Below are 16,927 nucleotides of genomic sequence, written 5' to 3' on the forward strand. Positions count from 1 at the left end.
CGCGAAGGGGCCGTCACATCCAACGTTTTCGTTGGCTGTTAGTCCGCTTTCGCGAGCAAGCCCGCTCCCACATTGGGTTTGATGGCGGTCTTGCGCCCCAACATCACCGTCACAATCACCCCGGCGGCAAACAGCCAGGTAATCGGCTCGATGTGTTCCCCAAAGAACAACGCTGAAAACGCAATCGTGAAGAAGATCTGCAACAACTGGATCTGACTGACCCGCGCGATCCCGCCCATCGCCAACCCGGCGTACCAGGCGAAGAAACCGATGAACTGCGAAAACAGCGAGACGTAGCCAAACGCCCACCAGGTCTTGGCCGAAATCTCGCCCTGATGCTGCAACGCCAGGTACACCACCGGTCCGATCAGCAGTGGCGTCGACAGCACCAGCGCCCAGCAGATCACCTGCCAACCGCCCATCTCCTTGGCCAACCGACCGCCCTCGGCGTAACCCAGACCACCCACGGCAATCGCCCCGAGCATCAGCAAATCACCCGCCTGAATACTGCCGGCGCCGCTGATCAGCGCATAACCGAGCACCAGCGCACTACCCAACGCCGCGCAGGCCCAGAAGGCTTTCGACGGGCGTTCGTGGGACAGCCACGCGGCATACAGCGCCACACACAGCGGTTGCAAGCCGTTGACCAGCGCACCGTGGGACGCCGGCAAGGTTTGCATGGCCCAGGCCGAGAGCACCGGGAAACCGAGGATCACCCCGGCGATCACCAGGGTCAGGCCTTTGACCTGTTTCCAGGTCGGCCACTTTTCCCGCCGCCACAGCAACAGCAACGCCGCCGGCACCGCCGCAAACAGCGCACGGCCCAGGCCGTTGAGCAGCGGATGGAGTTCCTGCACGACGATCCGTGTGAAGGGCAGGGTGAGGCTGAAGATGACGACGCCGAGCAGGCCGAGGGCCATGCCGGTGTTTTCGCGCGAGGACATGATGGGGACCAGAATTCAGGGTGATTGGACGTGGCTTTATCTAGCCATAAACCTTTGATTTTGGCGCTTACAGCTAGGCACAGAAATATCCGTACAGTTGCGCGCGGTCCCTGTGGCGAGGGAGCTTGCTCCCGTTCGGCTGCGCAGCAGTCGCAAAACCTGTTTGCACAGTTTGGATGGACATAATGCAAGGGGCCGCTTCGCAGCCCAGCGGGAGCAAGCGCCCTCGCCACAAATGCTCATTGTCCGTAGTAGCTGGTTATTACCTGCCCCGCCGATTAAGGACTACCTTGAATACTCCTGCACGCCCACGTTTTCCCAGAGGAGTCCTCCCCATGGCTGCGAAAAAAATTCTGATGCTGGTCGGTGATTACGTCGAAGACTACGAAGTGATGGTGCCGTTCCAGGCGCTGTTGATGGTCGGTCACACCGTGCACGCCGTGTGCCCGGACAAAACCGCCGGCCAGACCGTGCGCACCGCGATCCATGACTTCGAAGGTGACCAGACCTACAGCGAAAAACCCGGTCACCTGTTTGCGCTGAACTTCGACTTCGCCAAGGTTGCTGAAGCTGACTACGATGCGCTGCTGATCCCGGGCGGTCGTGCGCCGGAGTACCTGCGCCTGAACGAAAAAGTCCTGGAACTGGTGCGTGCCTTCGACAAGGCCGGTAAGCCGATCGCCGCTGTGTGTCATGGCGCGCAGTTGCTCGCGGCGGCGGGGATTCTCGAAGGTCGCGAGTGCAGCGCTTATCCGGCCTGCGCCCCGGAAGTCCGTCTGGCGGGCGGTACGTACATCGACATTGCGGTGACTGCTGGCCACGTTCAAGGCAATCTGGCCACAGCACCTGCCTGGCCGGCGCACCCGAGCTGGCTCGCCGGTTTCCTCGGGTTGCTGGGCACCAAAATCACGCTGTAACAAGGGGCGTTTCCCATGTGCGAGCTCTACGTCAAAGCCGACCCGATCCTCTACGAATCGCGCTCCCGCTCGCTGCGCATCTGCGGGGTGGTCACCACCCTGCGGCTGGAGAACCAGTTCTGGGACATCCTCAGCGAAATCGCCGAGGTCGACGGCATGACCACCAATCAGTTGATCGCCAAGCTGTATGAAGAGGTGATGGACTACCGCGGGGAAGTGGTGAATTTCGCGTCGTTCTTGCGGGTGAGTTGCATGCGGTATTTGAGTCAGCGGCGGGTGGCGGCACCGGAATTGTCGGTGGTGCGCACGGCGGTGAAATAGCGCAGGCCGCGTCGACCGCTTTCGCGGGCAAGCCTCGTTCCTACAGGGGAACGCATACCCTCGTAGGAGCGAGGCTTGCCCGCGAAGGGGCCGGCCCAGGCGACAGAAACAGCCGGGTGGTCTTTACTCTTTGGCGCGAACCCTCTCAATTGCCAAGGAGAACGAGCATGTCCGGATGGTACGAATTGAGCAAAACCAGCAGCGGCCAGTTTCGGTTTGTGCTGAAAGCGGCCAATGCCGAAACCATTCTGGTCAGCGAGCACTACACCACCCGCAGCGCCGCCGATAACGGCATTGCCTCGGTGCAGACCAACAGCCCGCTGGACGAACGCTACGAGAAAAAGACCACCAAGGATGGCCATCCTTACTTCAACCTCACGGCCGCTAACCACGAGATCATTGGCAGCAGCGAAGCTTATTCCTCCGAGGCTGCGCTTGAGAAAGGTATCGCCAGCGTCAAGGCCATTGGGCCGACCAAGGTGATCAAGGACAAGACGTTGCCGGTGCTTTGATCGATATCCCGGACATTCGGTCGCCAATTGCATGGCGCCCGAATTCTGGCAATGTGCCACTATTTTGCGTATCCTTCGCCGCCAATCCATGGAAGGGGCGAGCTGAATAACTCTTTCGTGCGTTTCCGATAGTTGCTCACGCGAGATTTTTTCCCCCGATGATGCGTTTTTTCGCTGTCCTGACAGTGCTGCTCGGCTTGAGCGGTTGCTACAGCATGTCCCCCACTTACATTGACGACGAACTCAGCCCGACCGCCGATTCCGGTGTGGCCTACGTGGTGGGTGTGGTCGGTATCTGGCCCAAGGCCAAATTCGGCGCGCAGGAACAGATGCTGTTGATCCGCAAGCGCGGCAGCGACGACTTCGCCACGGCGCGGTTGCACAACGAATTTTATGCGCGCACCGAGCGCGACCTGCGCGAGACCGGGCACGGTATCGGCACGTTGTTTGTCATGCCGCTCAAACCTGGGCGTTACGAGATCTACAACGTGCGTTTCGACCAGGGCCAGTCGGTGTCGTGGAGCCGCGAAGACTTCACCATCGGCCTGGAACTGGAGGCCGGCAAGGCGTATTACCTCGGCGATTTCCGTGCCGGCTGCCTGATTGGTCGCGGTACATCATGCCTGTTCCTGCACAGCGATCACCTTGAGCGCGACGCCGCGCTGGTTCGCGCCAAGTACCCGCAAGTGCCAGGTCTGCAACGTCTGGACATGCCGAATCTGTACACGGCAACGCCGTTCATTCGCGAAGAAAACGGCCCCAGTGCCTCTGTCTATAAAGCCATGCTGTCAGGAAAACTCTAATGCGCCTCAAAGTTCTGTTTCTGGGAATGCTCTTGCTGCTGGGCGGCTGCCAGACCACCCATAGCCTGAAAACACCTGAAGTCGATTACAGCGAACGCCTGCCGGCGATCAGCGTCAATGTCCTCGGATTACCAGGCTGGATGCTGCGCGACGAATTGCGTCATCGCGGCACTTTCGATGAGGTCAGGACCGGTCGCAGCGAAGATGGCTACAACGTGCTGGTGATCGCCAACAGTGACATCGGCGGATTGCAGCCGCAGATGTTCCTCAGTGCCTTGACGATGTTCATCGTGCCGGTGCCGGTTAGCTGGGACAGCACGGTGGTGTTCAGCCTCAGCCACGGCAAGAAAGTCCTGGGTGTCTACACGGTGAGTAACCACTCCAGTTCTTGGCGCGGGCTGGTCAATCCGTCTGGAGGCCAGATGGAGCATGTGCGTCTGATCAGTGATGGGTTTATCGCGCAGGTGCTCAAGGATCAGCCGTTCAACCGTGAAGCCATGCAACGCGCCGCCAGCCTCTGATCGATCGACGGGTGCGCGACATGGCAGGCGGTTAGCGCAGGGTGTTCAGCAGATTTTGTAGAACAGCGCGTCCGGCCTCGTTCAGCGGGAATACCGGCAACCGTGGATCACCGACTTCCAGCCCGGTCGCCCGCAACCCGGCCTTGATCGTCGCCGGCAAGCCGCCCTTGAGGATGAAGTCCAGCAACGGCAACTGGCGATAGAACAACTCACGCGCCTTGCCCAGGTCGTTGGCCAGCACCGCTTCATACAAATCAAGATTGAGCTGCGGGATCAGGTTCGGCGCCGCCGTACACCAACCTTTTGCCCCGGCGGCGAACGCTTCCAGCGCCAACGGATTGCAGCCGTTGTAGAACGGCACTTGACCCTCGCCGAGCAGTTGCAGTTTGTGCATGCGCTGGATGTCGCCAGTGCTTTCCTTGACCATCGTGACGTTTTCGACAGCGTTGAAAATCCGCAGGATCAGTTCCACCGACATGTCCGTGCCGCTGGTGGCCGGATTGTTGTAGAGCATGACCGGCACGCCGATGCTCTCGCCGATGGCGCGGTAGTGGGCGAGGATTTCCGCTTCGCTGAGTTTCCAGTAGGACGCCGGCAGCACCATCACCACATCGGCACCGTGGGCTTCGGCGAAACGCGCGCGGCGTACGGCTTTGGCGGTGGTCAGGTCGGACACGCTGACGATGGTCGGGACTCGTTTGGCCACGTGCTTGATGCTGAATTCGCTGACCTGATCCCACTCCGCGTCGCTCAAATAAGCGCCTTCGCCGGTACTGCCCAGTGGCGCGATAGCGTGGACGCCGCTGTCGATCAGCCGATCGATGGAACGCCCGAGCGCGTCCAGATCGACACCTTCGCCGTTGGCGGTAAACGGGGTGATGGTGTAGCCGATGATGCCGTGAATAGTGGACATGGTTGTCTCTCCGTAACAGGTTTCAGTTCAGGCAATCGGCGTGTTGGCGCAGGTTCTGCCGAGCGTAGTAGTTGAAGGCGGCGGCGTGGCGTTTCGGTTTGGAAATCCAGTCATGGGCTTCGCGGCCCAGCTCCGGCAAGATCGGTTTGATCGTCCCGGCGCTCATAGCCAGCAACTGCAACTTCGCCGCGCGTTCGATCAGTTGCGCAATGACGCAGGCTTCTTCGATGCTCGTGCCAGTGGACAGTTGGCCGTGGTGGGAAAGCAGGATCGCGCGTTTGTCGCCGAGTGCGCCGGCAATGATTTCGCCTTCTTCATTGCCCACCGGCACCCCCGGCCAGGCTTCGAGAAACGCACAATCTTCGTAGAGCGGGCACAGGTCCATGTGCGATACCTGCAGCGGGACTTCGAGCATCGACAGCGCGGCCACATGGGTCGGATGCGTATGAATGATGCAGTTCACATCAGGCCGGGCGCGATACACCCAACTGTGGAACCGGTTGGCCGGGTTCGGCATGCCGTGGCCTTCGAGCACTTCCAGGTCTTCGTTGACCAGCAGCAGATTGCCGGCGGTGATTTCATCGAAACCCAGGCCCAGTTGCTGGGTGTAATAGGTGCCAGGCTGCGGGCCGCGAGCGGTGATTTGCCCGGCCAGGCCGGAATCGTGGCCGTTCTCGAACAGAATGCGGCAGGTCAGGGCCAGCTTTTGCCGGTCGGTCCACGTATTATCCGCCAGGGTGTTTTGCATCTGGATCAGCGCTTGCTTGACCAGTTGGTCTTTGGGTAGTGCTAAGGTCTTGGCCATATCGGTGTCCTTTGGGTGGTTCAATGGACGTCGGGTTTGCCGTTCACTCGTTGCTTGCAAGGTCATGGGTGAATGCAAATGACACTAAAGAGGCTATATGACACATTGTGTCATTGGCAAGGACAAATCGTCGGCTCCTTGATGGATTAATCGCTCTACATGTCTATCCGTTTGAAACTACTCAGAAAAAAACTCGGCGTGACGCTGGAAGCCCTGGCCGAAAAGTCCGGCATGACCAAGAGTTATCTGTCGAAAGTCGAGCGCGGGCTGAACACCCCGTCGATTGCTGCTGCACTGAAACTGGCCAAGGCGCTGAACGTAAAGGTCGAGGAGTTGTTCTCCGAAGACAGCATCAGCCTCGACAGCTACAGCCTGGTGCGCAGCGACGAACGCCAGTCACTGGCCGCTAACGACCACAGCCCCGGCTACGCGGTGCTGGCCCATCAGGTCAGTGAACGCAGCCTGTTGCCGTTCATCATTTACCCGCCGAGCGAATTCACCGACAAGACCTTCAAGGAGCATTTGGGGGAAGAGTTTCTGTTCGTTCACGAAGGGCAGGTGGAGGTCGACTTCATGAACGAGCGGGTGCTGCTCAATCGTGGGGATGCGCTGCATTTCAATGCGCAGAAGCCGCATCGGATACGGTCAGTGGGGGAGGTTCAGGCGCAGTTGCTGGTGGTGGTGCATAGCACCGAAGAATGAATCAACAGCAAAAGCTTCGCGAGCAAGCCCGCTCCCACATTGGACCTGTAGCGTTCACAAATCCCCTGTGGGAGCGGGCTTGCTCGCGAAGGCGTCCGCCCAGTCGCCGCTAAACCTCGACGGGAACCCGAAGCTTCGTGCTACCTAACGCATGCGTCTTGGAATCAAAAAACCGCAACTCAACCCCCGTCCCCTCAAACACCTTCGCGTAGTGCCGCTTCTGATGCTGAATGAACGCCTTGCTACGCGGATAAACCGACACCGCGACCACCTTCGGTTTCGCCTGGCGCAACGCGTGGATGATGTGGCTGTCCTGCTCGCCCAGCGCATGACCAAAAATGCACAACCCGTCGCCATGCCCCAGTAACTGGTCATAGCAAAACGACAAATAGTCCGAGCTGCGAATGGTCTTGAGCTTGTCCTGGGCCGGGCCTTCGTTGACGAACAGCGGCACATCATCCAGCGTCTTGATCGTGTTGTTGATGGCAAAACTGCCGAGCAACGTGCCTTCGGTTGACATCAGTTTGCGAGCCGTACCGTCCTGATTGCGCACCAGATGCAGACCACCATGCAGGTACAGCAAACACGGCTTGTCGGTCGCGCTGGCGCTCAGATCGAAGCTCGGCTCAGAGCCGTGGAACAGGTCAGTGACGACATCAGGCGTGTGCTGGATCGCCCAGTTGCTCAGCAAGTCGTAGTTGGTGGTGAACACCGTCCGATAGTTGCCCAGTTCCTGATTGATCGTCGCCAGGGTCGCAGGCACCACCAGCCGCCACGGGATGTGCACCGCGTGCACGGTATTGATCAGCGCTTCCTTGATCGCGTAGTAGCGATTGCGCGGCGCAGCGGAGCTGACGGCCAGGGCCTTGTTGACGCGGCTGGTGATTTTCAACGCGCTGAGGACCTGTTCGAAGCTGCGGGTTTGCAGGGCCTCGAACACGCTTAGTTCGGACTGGCTCAGGGGCTTTTCTTCGACGGTGCGCGCGTTGTCGAACAGCGAGTCGTAACCGAAGTCGTCCCACACCGCGCGGCTGGCGCCGTTGCCCAGCAGCAGGCCGCTGAACGAAGCGCTGGTACGCAAGGCGTTCCAGTCTTCAAGTTGGGCGTCGACATCCAGGAAATCGGTCATTGCGTTGGTCGTCTCAAAAAGCAAAAGGTCTGATGGGCGGCGACTTTATCACGACCGGGGGTTGAGCCAGATCAACATGCGCCGTGACTGTTCGGTCGATCCTGTGGGCATCCGCTGAATCGGAGCTGTCGATTCGGCCCCCTTGCAGGAGATTCGCTCATGAGCAGCACGTTTTTCATCCCCGCCGTCAACATCATGGGCAACGGTTGCCTCGACGAAGCGATGGACGCGATTCGCAAGTACGGTTTTCGCAAGGCGCTGATCGTCACCGATGTCGGGTTGGCCAGGGCCGGCGTGGCGGCGATGATTGCCGAGAAACTGGCGATGCAGGACATCGACTCGGTGATCTTCGACGGCGCCAAGCCGAACCCGAGCATCGCTAACGTCGAGCGCGGCCTGGGCCTGCTCAAGGAAAGTCGCTGTGATTTCGTGGTATCCCTGGGCGGCGGCTCGCCCCACGACTGCGCCAAAGGCATTGCCCTATGCGCGACCAACGGCGGGCAGATTCGTGACTATGAAGGCGTCGATCAATCGGAGAAGCCGCAACTGCCGCTGATCGCCATCAATACCACCGCCGGCACCGCCAGCGAGATGACCCGCTTCTGCATCATCACCGACGAGTCGCGCCACGTGAAAATGGCCATCGTCGACCGCAACGTCACGCCGCTGCTATCGGTCAACGACCCGGCGCTGATGGTCGCCATGCCCAAGGGTCTGACCGCCGCCACCGGCATGGACGCGCTGACCCACGCCATCGAAGCCTACGTCTCCACCGCTGCGAATCCGATCACCGACGCCTGTGCGTTGAAGGCCATCACTCTGGTCAGCAACAACCTGCGCCTGGCCGTGCGCGATGGCAGCGACATGGCCGCCCGGGAAAACATGGCGTATGCGCAGTTTCTCGCCGGCATGGCGTTCAACAATGCGTCGCTGGGTTTTGTCCACGCGATGGCCCACCAGTTGGGTGGTTTCTACGACCTGCCACATGGTGTGTGCAACGCCGTGCTGCTGCCTCACGTGCAGAGCTTCAACGCGTTGGTCTGCGCCGATCGCCTGACCGATGTGGCCCACGCCATGGGCGCCGACATTCGCGGTTTCAGCCCGGAAGAGGGAGCGCAAGCGGCCATCGCGGCGATTCGGAGCCTGGCCAAAGACGTGGAAATCCCCGGCGGTTTGCGTGACCTCGGCGCCAAGCTCAACGACATCCCGGTGCTCGCCTCCAATGCCTTGAAAGACGCCTGTGGCTTGACCAACCCGCGAGCGGCGGATCAACGCCAGATCGAGGAGATTTTCCGCAGCGCGTTTTAGGCGATTTTGCGGCCCGGCGCGAGCCTCACACAGAGCATCGCGCCGAGGGCCAGCAAGGTGCACAACAACGATAATGGCCAGGCCTGCTGACTGGCGATCAGGCTGGCGATGCCGCCAATCACGGCGGCCATTAACTGATGGATGAAACCGCTCAACGCCATCGCATAAGCACCGCCGACCGGCGAACCGTTGTTGGCCAGTGACAGGCTGATCGGGTAATTCAGCGACTGGCCAAACACTGCAACGCAGTAGGGCAGCCAGAACAGCAACGCCACCGACGTCCCCGCCACACTCCCCAGCAACATCACCGCACTGCCAGCTAACACCAGCCCAACGCCGAGCGTCATCAGCCAATGCTGACCAGTGCGCAACACATAGCGATTCACCCCCAATGCTCCGAGAAAATACGCCGCGCTGATCGGCCAACCCAGCAGCCCGTATTCCACAGCGGACCAGTCAAACGGTCCTTGCAGAATCAGTGGCGCAGCGGTGTTGAACGCGATGATCACCCCGTAACCGAGGCCGCCGGCGAGGGCCGGCAGCAAGAAGGCGCGATGGCGCAGGATGCGCCCGTAGCTCGACCAACTGGAGACCGGACTGCTTTCATCGTTGAGCACCGGGAACGCGACCCGCGCCACGATCCCGGCCATGACCAGACTCACGGCCCCCAGCACATAAAAGATCGCAGGCCAGCCAAACGCGACCTGGATAATCGACCCCAGGTACTGGCCAATCCCCAGCGCCACCACGAAGGAAATCGAAATCCACGACAACGCCTTGGCCAGCAGATCACCGCGAAAACTGTCGCGAATCAGCACCCGGGCCATCACCGAGATCCCGCTGGCCCCAATGCCCTGAAGCAATCGAAAAAACAGGAATGATTCCAGCGTCTGGCCCAAGGGCAATACCAGGTTGCCCACGCCATAAATACCGAGCGCCGCCAGCAGCACAGGCTTGCGCCCGATGCGCTGGCCCAGGCTGCCCCAGAACAACATCGGCAACGCCATGCCGATCAAATACACCGCTAACCCCCACGAAACCTGCGATGCCTCGGCGGACAAATGCCAGGCCATTTCCGGCAGCGCCGGCAGGTAAATGCTCATGCCCAATTGCGCGAGAAAAACAGTGCTGCAGGTTACGAGGAGGGTGGTGCTGCTCTTCATGGAATCATCCGTGGTTTCAGTGGCCGACGTCCCCGCCGTGGGTGCGCAACAGCTCGATGATGAGCTCACAAAACTGACGAATGACCGTCGGCTCCATGTCGGCACGCAAGGTGATTCTGATGGCAGCCTGACCTTGAGCGACCACCGGGAAAAAGACTGCCGAGGTGAAAAAACCGAGGTCGGACAATTCAATCGCGATGCGGTTGGCCAGCGCGGCCTCACCGCACTTGATCAGGCGGATGGCCATGTTGCTGTGGCATTGCTCGGTACTGATCAGGCTGTCAAACAGGCGGATATTAGCCTGAAGGCTCGCCTGCAACGTGGTGAGTTCTGCGCTGTGATGCAGGCGGATCGAGGCCCGCCCGGCGCCGATCGCCGCGCAATTGAGACTCTGCGACCAGTTGCTCGGCCCGCCGTAACGCTGGATGAGTTTTTTCTGCCGCTCGTTGCCAAGCATGATCAATCCACCGCTGGCGCCAAACGACTTGGCCAGTGACGCGACAATCAGGCAGTCGTCTTCCAGCGCCGCCATCCGCGGACGAACCAGGCCGGCGCCTTGCTGACCCACGGCAGACAAGGCGTGGGAATCATCCATGTACAGAAACAGCCCATAGCGCTCCTTCAGGTACAGCAGACCTTCCATGTTGGCGACGCCGCCCATGCTGTAGGTACCGTCGGCGACATAGGCGACACGGGCGTGCTGCTGGCAGGTCCGTTCAAGAAAATCCATGTCGTTGTGTGGCGCGGTGATCACCCGGGTTTCGTCCGAGCACGCGGCTTTGAGGTGATTCATCGAGTAATGCGCCATGCGGTCAAACACCATCACCGGCGGACGGTTTTCGGTGAATACGCCGCTGGCCAGCAGCGGAAGGATTCCAGCGCTTGCCGCACTGCACGACAAGGTGCTCAGGCAACTTGCGCCGAACAAGTCGGACAGTTCGTTTTCGTACTGTTCCAGAATCGCCAGTTTGCAGCGGTTTTTTGAGTTGGCGATCCGCAGGCTGCCGGTTTCCCACAACGTGGTCATGGCACCTTTGAGCAGGTCGGGATGGTGATCCAGACCCAGATAAGAGGTGGTGCAGAAGTGATGCAATTCACGACCGTACTGATCCAACAGGTGGTTGGCACCTTGCACTTCGACATTGAGCCCGGCGACTTTGCCGAGTTCGGCGATGTCCCAATCGTAATCGGCCAGGGCAATGACTTTGCGGTAGTTGGAATACAGGTTGAGGCTGGGCAACGGCAGATTCACAGGCGACATTCCTTGAGCGTAGCGATCCATTGGGTGTTGCAATTTGTGTGTGTTGCCAGACTTTACAGAGCGCAAAGTCGGGTAAAAATCGGCCGTTTCCGCTAATCCTGAGAGGCAACGGAGTTTTGTTTGTAGGGCGGAGCCTCGAAAATCCGCGGATTAATCACATGTCCGACTTCAACAAAAACCGGGCTATCCTGCCGACTCGAACGAACTCCGCCAGCGAGCCTTCCATGCTGCAAAAAGCCTGATTCGCCGCCTCGACCTGATCACCCTGCAACTGTTTGTCGCCGTGCACGAAGAGGGCACGCTGACCCGCGCCGCCTCGCGCGAAGCGATTGCGGTGTCGGCGGCAAGCAAGCGTCTGATGGAGTTGGAGGAGGCGCTGGGCATCAGCCTGTTCGTGCGGCAGGCCAAAGGCATGACCCTGACGCCGGCCGGCGAAACGCTGCTGCACCACGCGCGACAGATGTTGTTCAACGTCGAAAAAATGGGCCTGGAGCTGGGCGAGCACAGCCACGGTGTGCGCGGTTACGTGCGCATGCTGGCGAATCTGTCGGCGATCATTCAATTCCTCCCGGAAGACCTGCGCGACTTCTCGGCGCAGCATCCGCAGGTCAAGACCGATCTCGAAGAACGGCCCAGCGCCGGAGTGATTCAGGGCGTGCTCGACGGCGTGGCAGACCTTGGCATTTGCTCCAACGACAGCGACACCAAAGGCTTGCACAGCGTGTTGTACCGCGAGGACAAACTGGTCGTGGTGATGTTGCCCGAGCATGCTCTGGCCGCACGCCCATCCGTGGCGTTCAGCGAAACCCTCGACAGCGATTACGTCGGTCTGCACGCCGCCAGTTCGATCAACATGCGTACCCACGCGGCTGCGCGTCAGGCTGGCAAGGTTCTGCGCATTCGTATTCATGTGCCGGGGTTTGATGCGGTATGCCGCATGGTGCAGGCGAACATGGGCATCGGGATTTTGCCGCAGCGGGCGTTCGAGTTGTTCGGTCAGGCGCTGGGGTTGCACGCGGTGCCGCTGACAGATGAATGGTCGGATCGGGCGCTGATTGTGGTGGTGCGGGATGAGAAGAAGGGGCTGTCGCCGGTCAGTCGCTTGTTGTTCGAGCATTTGCGCCGGGGATAAATCTCGATTGCGGCTGGCGGCCTCTTCGCGGGCAAGCCTTGCTCCTACAGGTTTTGCCGTGCAGCCGAGTGCCGGGGCCAACATAACCCGCGTAGGAGCAAAGCTTGCTCGCGGAGGCGGCCCCAGGTTCATCCCATCTCGCCAGCGTTCGCAGTTCGCGAACGCCCATTGCCGAACGAAGGTTGGATTCCTCCACCACCGCGCCTCTAGTCTTGCCCGCATATTCCAAGACCAAGAGGTACCCGACGATGACTGCCCCCTTGAGTGCGATCAAAGTGATCGAGATAGGCACCCTGATCGCAGCGCCCTTTGCGGCGCGCATGCTTGCCGAGTTTGGCGCCGAAGTCATCAAGATCGAAGCCATGGGTCAGGGCGACCCGCTGCGCAAATGGCGCAAGCTGCACGAAGGCACGTCACTCTGGTGGTACCTGCAATCGCGTAACAAGAAGTCGCTGGCACTCAACCTGAAATCCGCCGAAGGCATCGAACTGGTCAAACAACTGGCCAGCGATGCCGACGTGATCATCGAAAACCTGCGCCCCGGCGCGCTGGAAAAACTCGGTCTGGGCTGGGATGTATTGCATGCCCTTAACCCCAATCTGACACTCGTGCGCATCTCCGGTTACGGCCAGACCGGCCCGTACCGCGACCGCCCGGGTTTCGGTGCGATCGGCGAGGCCATGGGCGGTATCCGCTACACCACCGGCACCCCCGGTTCGCCACCGGCGCGGGTCGGCGTCAGCCTCGGCGATTCGCTGGCCTCGTTGCACGCGGTGATCGGCGCGCTGATGTCGCTGCTGCGGGTCAAGACCGGGCAGGGCGGCGGCCAGGTGGTCGATGTGTCGCTGGCGGAAAGCGTGTTCAACGTCATGGAAAGTCTGGTGCCGGAATACGACCTGCTGGGCCATGTCCGCGAACGCAGCGGCGGCGCGTTGCCGGGCATTGCCCCGTCCAATACCTATCTGACGGCCGATGGTGCCTACGTGGTGATCGCCGGCAACAGCGATCCGATCTACAAGCGTCTGATGCAGACCATCGGCCGCAGCGATCTCGCCGAAGCGGCGGAACTTGCCCACAACGACGGGCGCGCGGCCAAGAGTGGCATCCTCGATGCCGCGATTACCCACTGGACCAGCAGCCTGCCGATCAACGAAGTGCTCGTCGCCCTCGACGCCGCCGAAGTCCCGGCCGGGCGTATCTATTCGGTGGCTGATATCGTCGCCGATCCGCACTATCAGGCGCGGGACATGTTGCTCAATGCCGAGCTGCCCGGTGGTACCACGGTGAAGATGCCAGGCATCGTGCCAAAACTCTCGGAAACCCCCGGCGGCGTGAACTGGTCGGGGCCTAGTCTCGGTCAGCACACCGACGGCATTCTTGCCGGTCTCGGCCTGACTGAACGCGACATCGAACGCCTGAAAAGCCAAGGGGTGGTGCAATGATCACGGACTATTCGCAAACCCTGATCGTGCAGGAAGTGTCGCCGCGCGACGGCTTGCAGATCGAGCCGACCTGGGTCGAAACCGCCGACAAGATCGCGCTGATCGATCAACTGTCGCAGGCCGGTTTCAGTCGCATCGAGGCCGGTTCGTTCGTCTCGCCGAAAGCCATCCCGGCACTGCGTGACGGTGAACAGGTTTTCCACGGCATACAACGGCAGTCCGGCGTGATCTACGTTGCACTGATCCCCAACCTCAAGGGCGCGCAGCGCGCGTTGGAGGCGGGCGCCGATGAGCTGAACCTGGTGATGTCCGCCAGCCAGACCCACAACCTGGCCAATATGCGTATGCGTTGCGAGGATTCATTGGCGGCGTTTGCCGACATTGTCGCGTTTGCCAGCGGCTCGGGTGTGCGCCTGAACGGCAGTATCGCGACCACGTTTGGTTGTCCGTTCGAAGGCCGGATAGACGAGGACCGTGTGCTGCAAATCGTCGACGCTTATCAGGCGCTTGGCATTCAGGGCATCACGCTTGCCGACACCACCGGCATGGCCAATCCGCGTCAGGTGGATCGGCTGGTGCGGCGAGTCTTGCAGCGCGTTTCAGCGAGCGATCTGACCCTGCACTTCCACAACACACGTGGTCTCGGTCTGTGCAATGTGCTGGCAGCGTACGAAGCCGGTGCCCGGCGTTTCGACGCGGCGCTTGGCGGGCTTGGCGGTTGCCCGTTTGCGCCGGGTGCCTCGGGCAATATCTGCACTGAAGATCTGGTCAACCTGTGCGATGAAATCGGCATCCACACGGGTATCGACCTGCCGCTGTTACTGCAACTGTCGCGCGGTCTGCCTGATCTTCTGGGCCACGAAGTTCCCGGTCAATTGGCCAAGGCCGGACGTAACTGCGACCTGCACCCAATCCCCACCTGACCAGCGAAATCCCTCTTTGCAGGAGCAAGGCTTGCTCGCGAAAGCGCTGTGTCATTCAGCAGCGATATCGCCTGCACTGACGCCTTCGCGAGCAAGCTCGGCTCCGGCAGGAACAGCGTCATAACCAGACAACAAAAACAATCGGACGCCCACTGGCAGTCCGCCTGGAGAAAAGCTATGAGCCTCAACGTTATGGAGGCGGGCGCGAGCTCGTCCGTCGATCAAGATGCCGAGAAAGCCCTGGTCAGCAAAGTCGCCTGGCGGCTGATGCCGTTGATCATGGTTTGCTACCTGTTCGCCTTTTTCGACCGCATCAACATCAGCTTTGCGAAATTCCAGCTGCAAGCCGACCTGAACCTGAGCAACACCGCTTATGGTCTCGGTGCCGGGCTGTTCGTGGTCGGTTATGTGCTCTTCGAAGTGCCGAGCAACATGATGCTGTACAAGGTCGGCGCGCGACGCTGGATCGCCCGAATCATGATGTCCTGGGGCGTGGCGACCGCGCTGATGGTCTTCGTCACCAGCGAGTGGCAGTTCTACGCGTTGCGCTTTTTGATTGGCGCGATGGAAGCGGGTTTCGCGCCGGGCGTGCTGTATTACCTGACACTGTGGTTCCCGCAGCACTTCCGTGGGCGCATTACGTCGATGCTGTTTCTGGCCTCGGCGTTTGCCGGTCTGGTTGGGGCGCCGTTTTCCGGGCTGGTGCTGGAACACCTCGATGGCGTGCTGCAAATGCGCGGGTGGCATTGGTTGTTCCTGCTCGGTGGTGTGCCGTGCGTTGGCTTGGGGTTTCTGGTGCTGATGCTGCTCAAGGACCGTATCGAGGACGCGCACTGGTTGACCCCACAGGAGAAGAAACTGCTGTCGAGCCGCATCGCTCATCATGAGCCGCACAAAAGCGGCGGCTCGTTGCTGGCGGCGCTGAAAATTCCGGGATTCCTGACGTTGGGGCTGATCTACTTCCTGATTCAGATCGCCTCCTATGGCCTCAACTTCTGGGCACCGCAGTTGATCCGCAGCGCCGGCACCGAAAGTCCGGTGATGATTGGTCTGCTGACGGCCATTCCGTACATCTGCGGTGCAATCACCATGGTGGTGATCGGGCGGTTGTCGGACGCGACCGGCGAGCGCCGCAAGTTTGTCGCCGGGTTGGTGATCGTTGGCGCGATCGGCTTCTTCAGCGCGGGGATTTTCGCCGATCACACCACGTTCCTGATCGTCGCGCTCGGCCTGCTCGGTGCCGGCATCATTGCCGCGATCCCGAGCTTCTGGACCTTGCCACCGAAGTTGCTGGCCGGTGCTGGCGCAGGGGCAGCGGGCGGGATTGCAGTGATCAACACCCTTGGGCAATTCGGCGGGATTGTCAGCCCGGTGATGGTCGGCTCGATCAAGGACCTGACCGGCAGCACCACTCCGGCGCTGTATGTGATCGGCGTGGCGGCGCTGATTGCAGCAGCGCTGCTGCTGTGGGGCTTGCCGCAGAAATTGCGCACGCTCGACAAGTATTGAGCCGCTGAAAAGATCGCAGCCTCCGGTAGAAGCTGCCGAAGGCTGCGATCTTTTGATCTTATTGCGGTGCCAAAACTCTTCCCGGTGAATCGCCAAACTGAATCAACCCCACCCCCGCAATCAACAACAGCGCCCCAAACACCCGTGGCAAGGTCAGCTGTTTCTCTACCAACCCGAACAAACCGAAGTGATCCAGCATCATAGAAGCCAGCACCTGCCCGGCCAGTGCCAAGGCGATAAACCCAGAAGCTCCGAGTTTGGGCAGCAACACCACCGCCAGCGCCACAAAACACACGCCAAACGCACCACCGGCCCACATCCACAACGGCGCCTTGCTGATAAAAGCCCCTGACGGCAACGGCAATCGCAACGCCAGAATCACCGGCAACAAAACCAGCACACTCACCAGCAACGACGCCAGCGTCGCCCACAACGGATGCCCCAGCCCGCGCCCGAGGTTGGCGTTGATCGCGCTCTGAAACGGCACGACCGCCCCGGCAATCACCGCCAGCACTAACAGGCCGGCCCAATGCAACGTACTCATGATCTTCTCTCCAACAGGTTTTGCTGGACTCTAGGGTATTCGCCGCGCAAATTTAAATTCCAAATAGCTATGTTGGAT

General features: G+C 60.5%; 18 protein-coding genes. 11 read left to right on the forward strand and 7 right to left on the reverse strand.

What is annotated here, in order from left to right; all coding sequences use genetic code 11:
* Positions 1-38 precede the first annotated feature (38 nt).
* Positions 39-944 carry a DMT family transporter gene (locus JFT87_RS11525; RefSeq protein WP_201201373.1) on the reverse strand — a complete coding sequence of 302 codons (906 nt, stop codon included), beginning with the start codon at positions 942-944 and terminating at the stop codon, positions 39-41.
* Positions 945-1,279: 335 nt separating this feature from the next.
* Between JFT87_RS11525 and JFT87_RS11530 the strand changes: the two genes are divergently transcribed.
* From JFT87_RS11530 to JFT87_RS11550, 5 genes are all read left to right on the forward strand, one after another.
* Positions 1,280-1,861: a DJ-1/PfpI family protein gene (locus tag JFT87_RS11530; RefSeq protein ID WP_201201374.1), complete on the forward strand. Its 582-nt coding sequence runs from the start codon at positions 1,280-1,282 to the stop codon at positions 1,859-1,861.
* A 15-nt stretch (positions 1,862-1,876) separates the two neighbouring features.
* Positions 1,877-2,182, forward strand: coding sequence for a ribbon-helix-helix domain-containing protein (locus JFT87_RS11535; RefSeq protein ID WP_201195320.1), 306 nt, complete (start codon positions 1,877-1,879; stop codon positions 2,180-2,182).
* Between the two features lie 167 nt (positions 2,183-2,349).
* The gene (locus tag JFT87_RS11540; protein WP_201201375.1) at positions 2,350-2,694 is read left to right on the forward strand and encodes a YegP family protein; all 345 of its coding nucleotides are present in this window, start codon (positions 2,350-2,352) and stop codon (positions 2,692-2,694) included.
* A 158-nt stretch (positions 2,695-2,852) separates the two neighbouring features.
* On the forward strand, positions 2,853-3,497 hold the full coding sequence (locus tag JFT87_RS11545; protein WP_201201376.1) for a hypothetical protein: 645 nt from the start codon (positions 2,853-2,855) through the stop codon (positions 3,495-3,497).
* Complete coding sequence (locus tag JFT87_RS11550; RefSeq protein ID WP_201201377.1) at positions 3,497-4,018, forward strand: hypothetical protein; 522 nt, start codon at positions 3,497-3,499, stop codon at positions 4,016-4,018. The genes JFT87_RS11545 and JFT87_RS11550 overlap by 1 nt, the downstream gene beginning before the upstream one ends.
* Positions 4,019-4,049: 31 nt before the next feature.
* Here the strand turns inward: JFT87_RS11550 and JFT87_RS11555 are convergent, their stop codons facing one another.
* Both JFT87_RS11555 and JFT87_RS11560 read right to left on the reverse strand, forming a co-directional pair.
* On the reverse strand, positions 4,050-4,931 hold the full coding sequence (locus JFT87_RS11555) for a dihydrodipicolinate synthase family protein (protein ID WP_201201378.1): 882 nt from the start codon (positions 4,929-4,931) through the stop codon (positions 4,050-4,052).
* Positions 4,932-4,953: 22 nt separating this feature from the next.
* On the reverse strand, positions 4,954-5,736 hold the full coding sequence (locus tag JFT87_RS11560; RefSeq protein ID WP_201201379.1) for an aldolase: 783 nt from the start codon (positions 5,734-5,736) through the stop codon (positions 4,954-4,956).
* Between the two features lie 159 nt (positions 5,737-5,895).
* On the opposite strand from JFT87_RS11560, the gene JFT87_RS11565 reads away from it, so the two are divergent.
* Positions 5,896-6,438, forward strand: a complete 543-nt coding sequence (locus tag JFT87_RS11565; protein WP_201201381.1) for a helix-turn-helix domain-containing protein — start codon at positions 5,896-5,898, stop codon at positions 6,436-6,438.
* Positions 6,439-6,547: 109 nt separating this feature from the next.
* Here the strand turns inward: JFT87_RS11565 and JFT87_RS11570 are convergent, their stop codons facing one another.
* Complete coding sequence (locus tag JFT87_RS11570; protein ID WP_201201383.1) at positions 6,548-7,567, reverse strand: DUF4917 family protein; 1,020 nt, start codon at positions 7,565-7,567, stop codon at positions 6,548-6,550.
* Between the two features lie 159 nt (positions 7,568-7,726).
* On the opposite strand from JFT87_RS11570, the gene yiaY reads away from it, so the two are divergent.
* Positions 7,727-8,875 carry an L-threonine dehydrogenase gene (gene yiaY / locus JFT87_RS11575; RefSeq protein ID WP_201201385.1) on the forward strand — a complete coding sequence of 383 codons (1,149 nt, stop codon included), beginning with the start codon at positions 7,727-7,729 and terminating at the stop codon, positions 8,873-8,875.
* Here the strand turns inward: yiaY and JFT87_RS11580 are convergent.
* Both JFT87_RS11580 and JFT87_RS11585 read right to left on the reverse strand, forming a co-directional pair.
* Positions 8,872-10,038 carry an MFS transporter gene (locus JFT87_RS11580; protein WP_201201387.1) on the reverse strand — a complete coding sequence of 389 codons (1,167 nt, stop codon included), beginning with the start codon at positions 10,036-10,038 and terminating at the stop codon, positions 8,872-8,874. The two genes, yiaY and JFT87_RS11580, sit on opposite strands and share 4 nt — an antisense overlap.
* 16 nt (positions 10,039-10,054) lie before the next feature.
* On the reverse strand, positions 10,055-11,290 hold the full coding sequence (locus JFT87_RS11585) for an aminotransferase class I/II-fold pyridoxal phosphate-dependent enzyme (RefSeq protein ID WP_342367172.1): 1,236 nt from the start codon (positions 11,288-11,290) through the stop codon (positions 10,055-10,057).
* 247 nt (positions 11,291-11,537) lie between these two features.
* Here JFT87_RS11585 and JFT87_RS11590 point away from each other — a divergent pair, with 247 nt between their 5' ends.
* The 4 genes from JFT87_RS11590 to JFT87_RS11605 all read left to right on the forward strand — a co-directional run bounded on the left by JFT87_RS11590 (position 11,538) and on the right by JFT87_RS11605 (position 16,305).
* Positions 11,538-12,431, forward strand: a complete 894-nt coding sequence (locus JFT87_RS11590; RefSeq protein WP_201205161.1) for a LysR family transcriptional regulator — start codon at positions 11,538-11,540, stop codon at positions 12,429-12,431.
* A gap of 248 nt (positions 12,432-12,679) precedes the next feature.
* Positions 12,680-13,873 (forward strand): CaiB/BaiF CoA transferase family protein, encoded by a 1,194-nt coding sequence (locus JFT87_RS11595; protein ID WP_201201397.1) that lies wholly within the window; start codon positions 12,680-12,682, stop codon positions 13,871-13,873.
* Positions 13,870-14,796: a hydroxymethylglutaryl-CoA lyase gene (locus JFT87_RS11600; RefSeq protein ID WP_201201399.1), complete on the forward strand. Its 927-nt coding sequence runs from the start codon at positions 13,870-13,872 to the stop codon at positions 14,794-14,796. The genes JFT87_RS11595 and JFT87_RS11600 overlap by 4 nt, the downstream gene beginning before the upstream one ends.
* Before the next feature lie 177 nt (positions 14,797-14,973).
* A complete protein-coding gene (locus tag JFT87_RS11605) occupies positions 14,974-16,305 on the forward strand; it encodes an MFS transporter (RefSeq protein ID WP_201201401.1) in 1,332 nt (443 codons plus the stop codon).
* Positions 16,306-16,363: 58 nt separating this feature from the next.
* On the opposite strand, the gene JFT87_RS11610 is transcribed toward JFT87_RS11605, so the two are convergent.
* A complete protein-coding gene (locus JFT87_RS11610) occupies positions 16,364-16,849 on the reverse strand; it encodes a DMT family transporter (protein ID WP_201201403.1) in 486 nt (161 codons plus the stop codon).
* Between the last annotated feature and the right edge of the window lie 78 nt (positions 16,850-16,927).

The sequence above is a fragment of the Pseudomonas sp. TH15 genome (assembly GCF_016651105.1).
In the GTDB taxonomy this organism is placed as follows: Bacteria; Pseudomonadota; Gammaproteobacteria; order Pseudomonadales; family Pseudomonadaceae; genus Aquipseudomonas.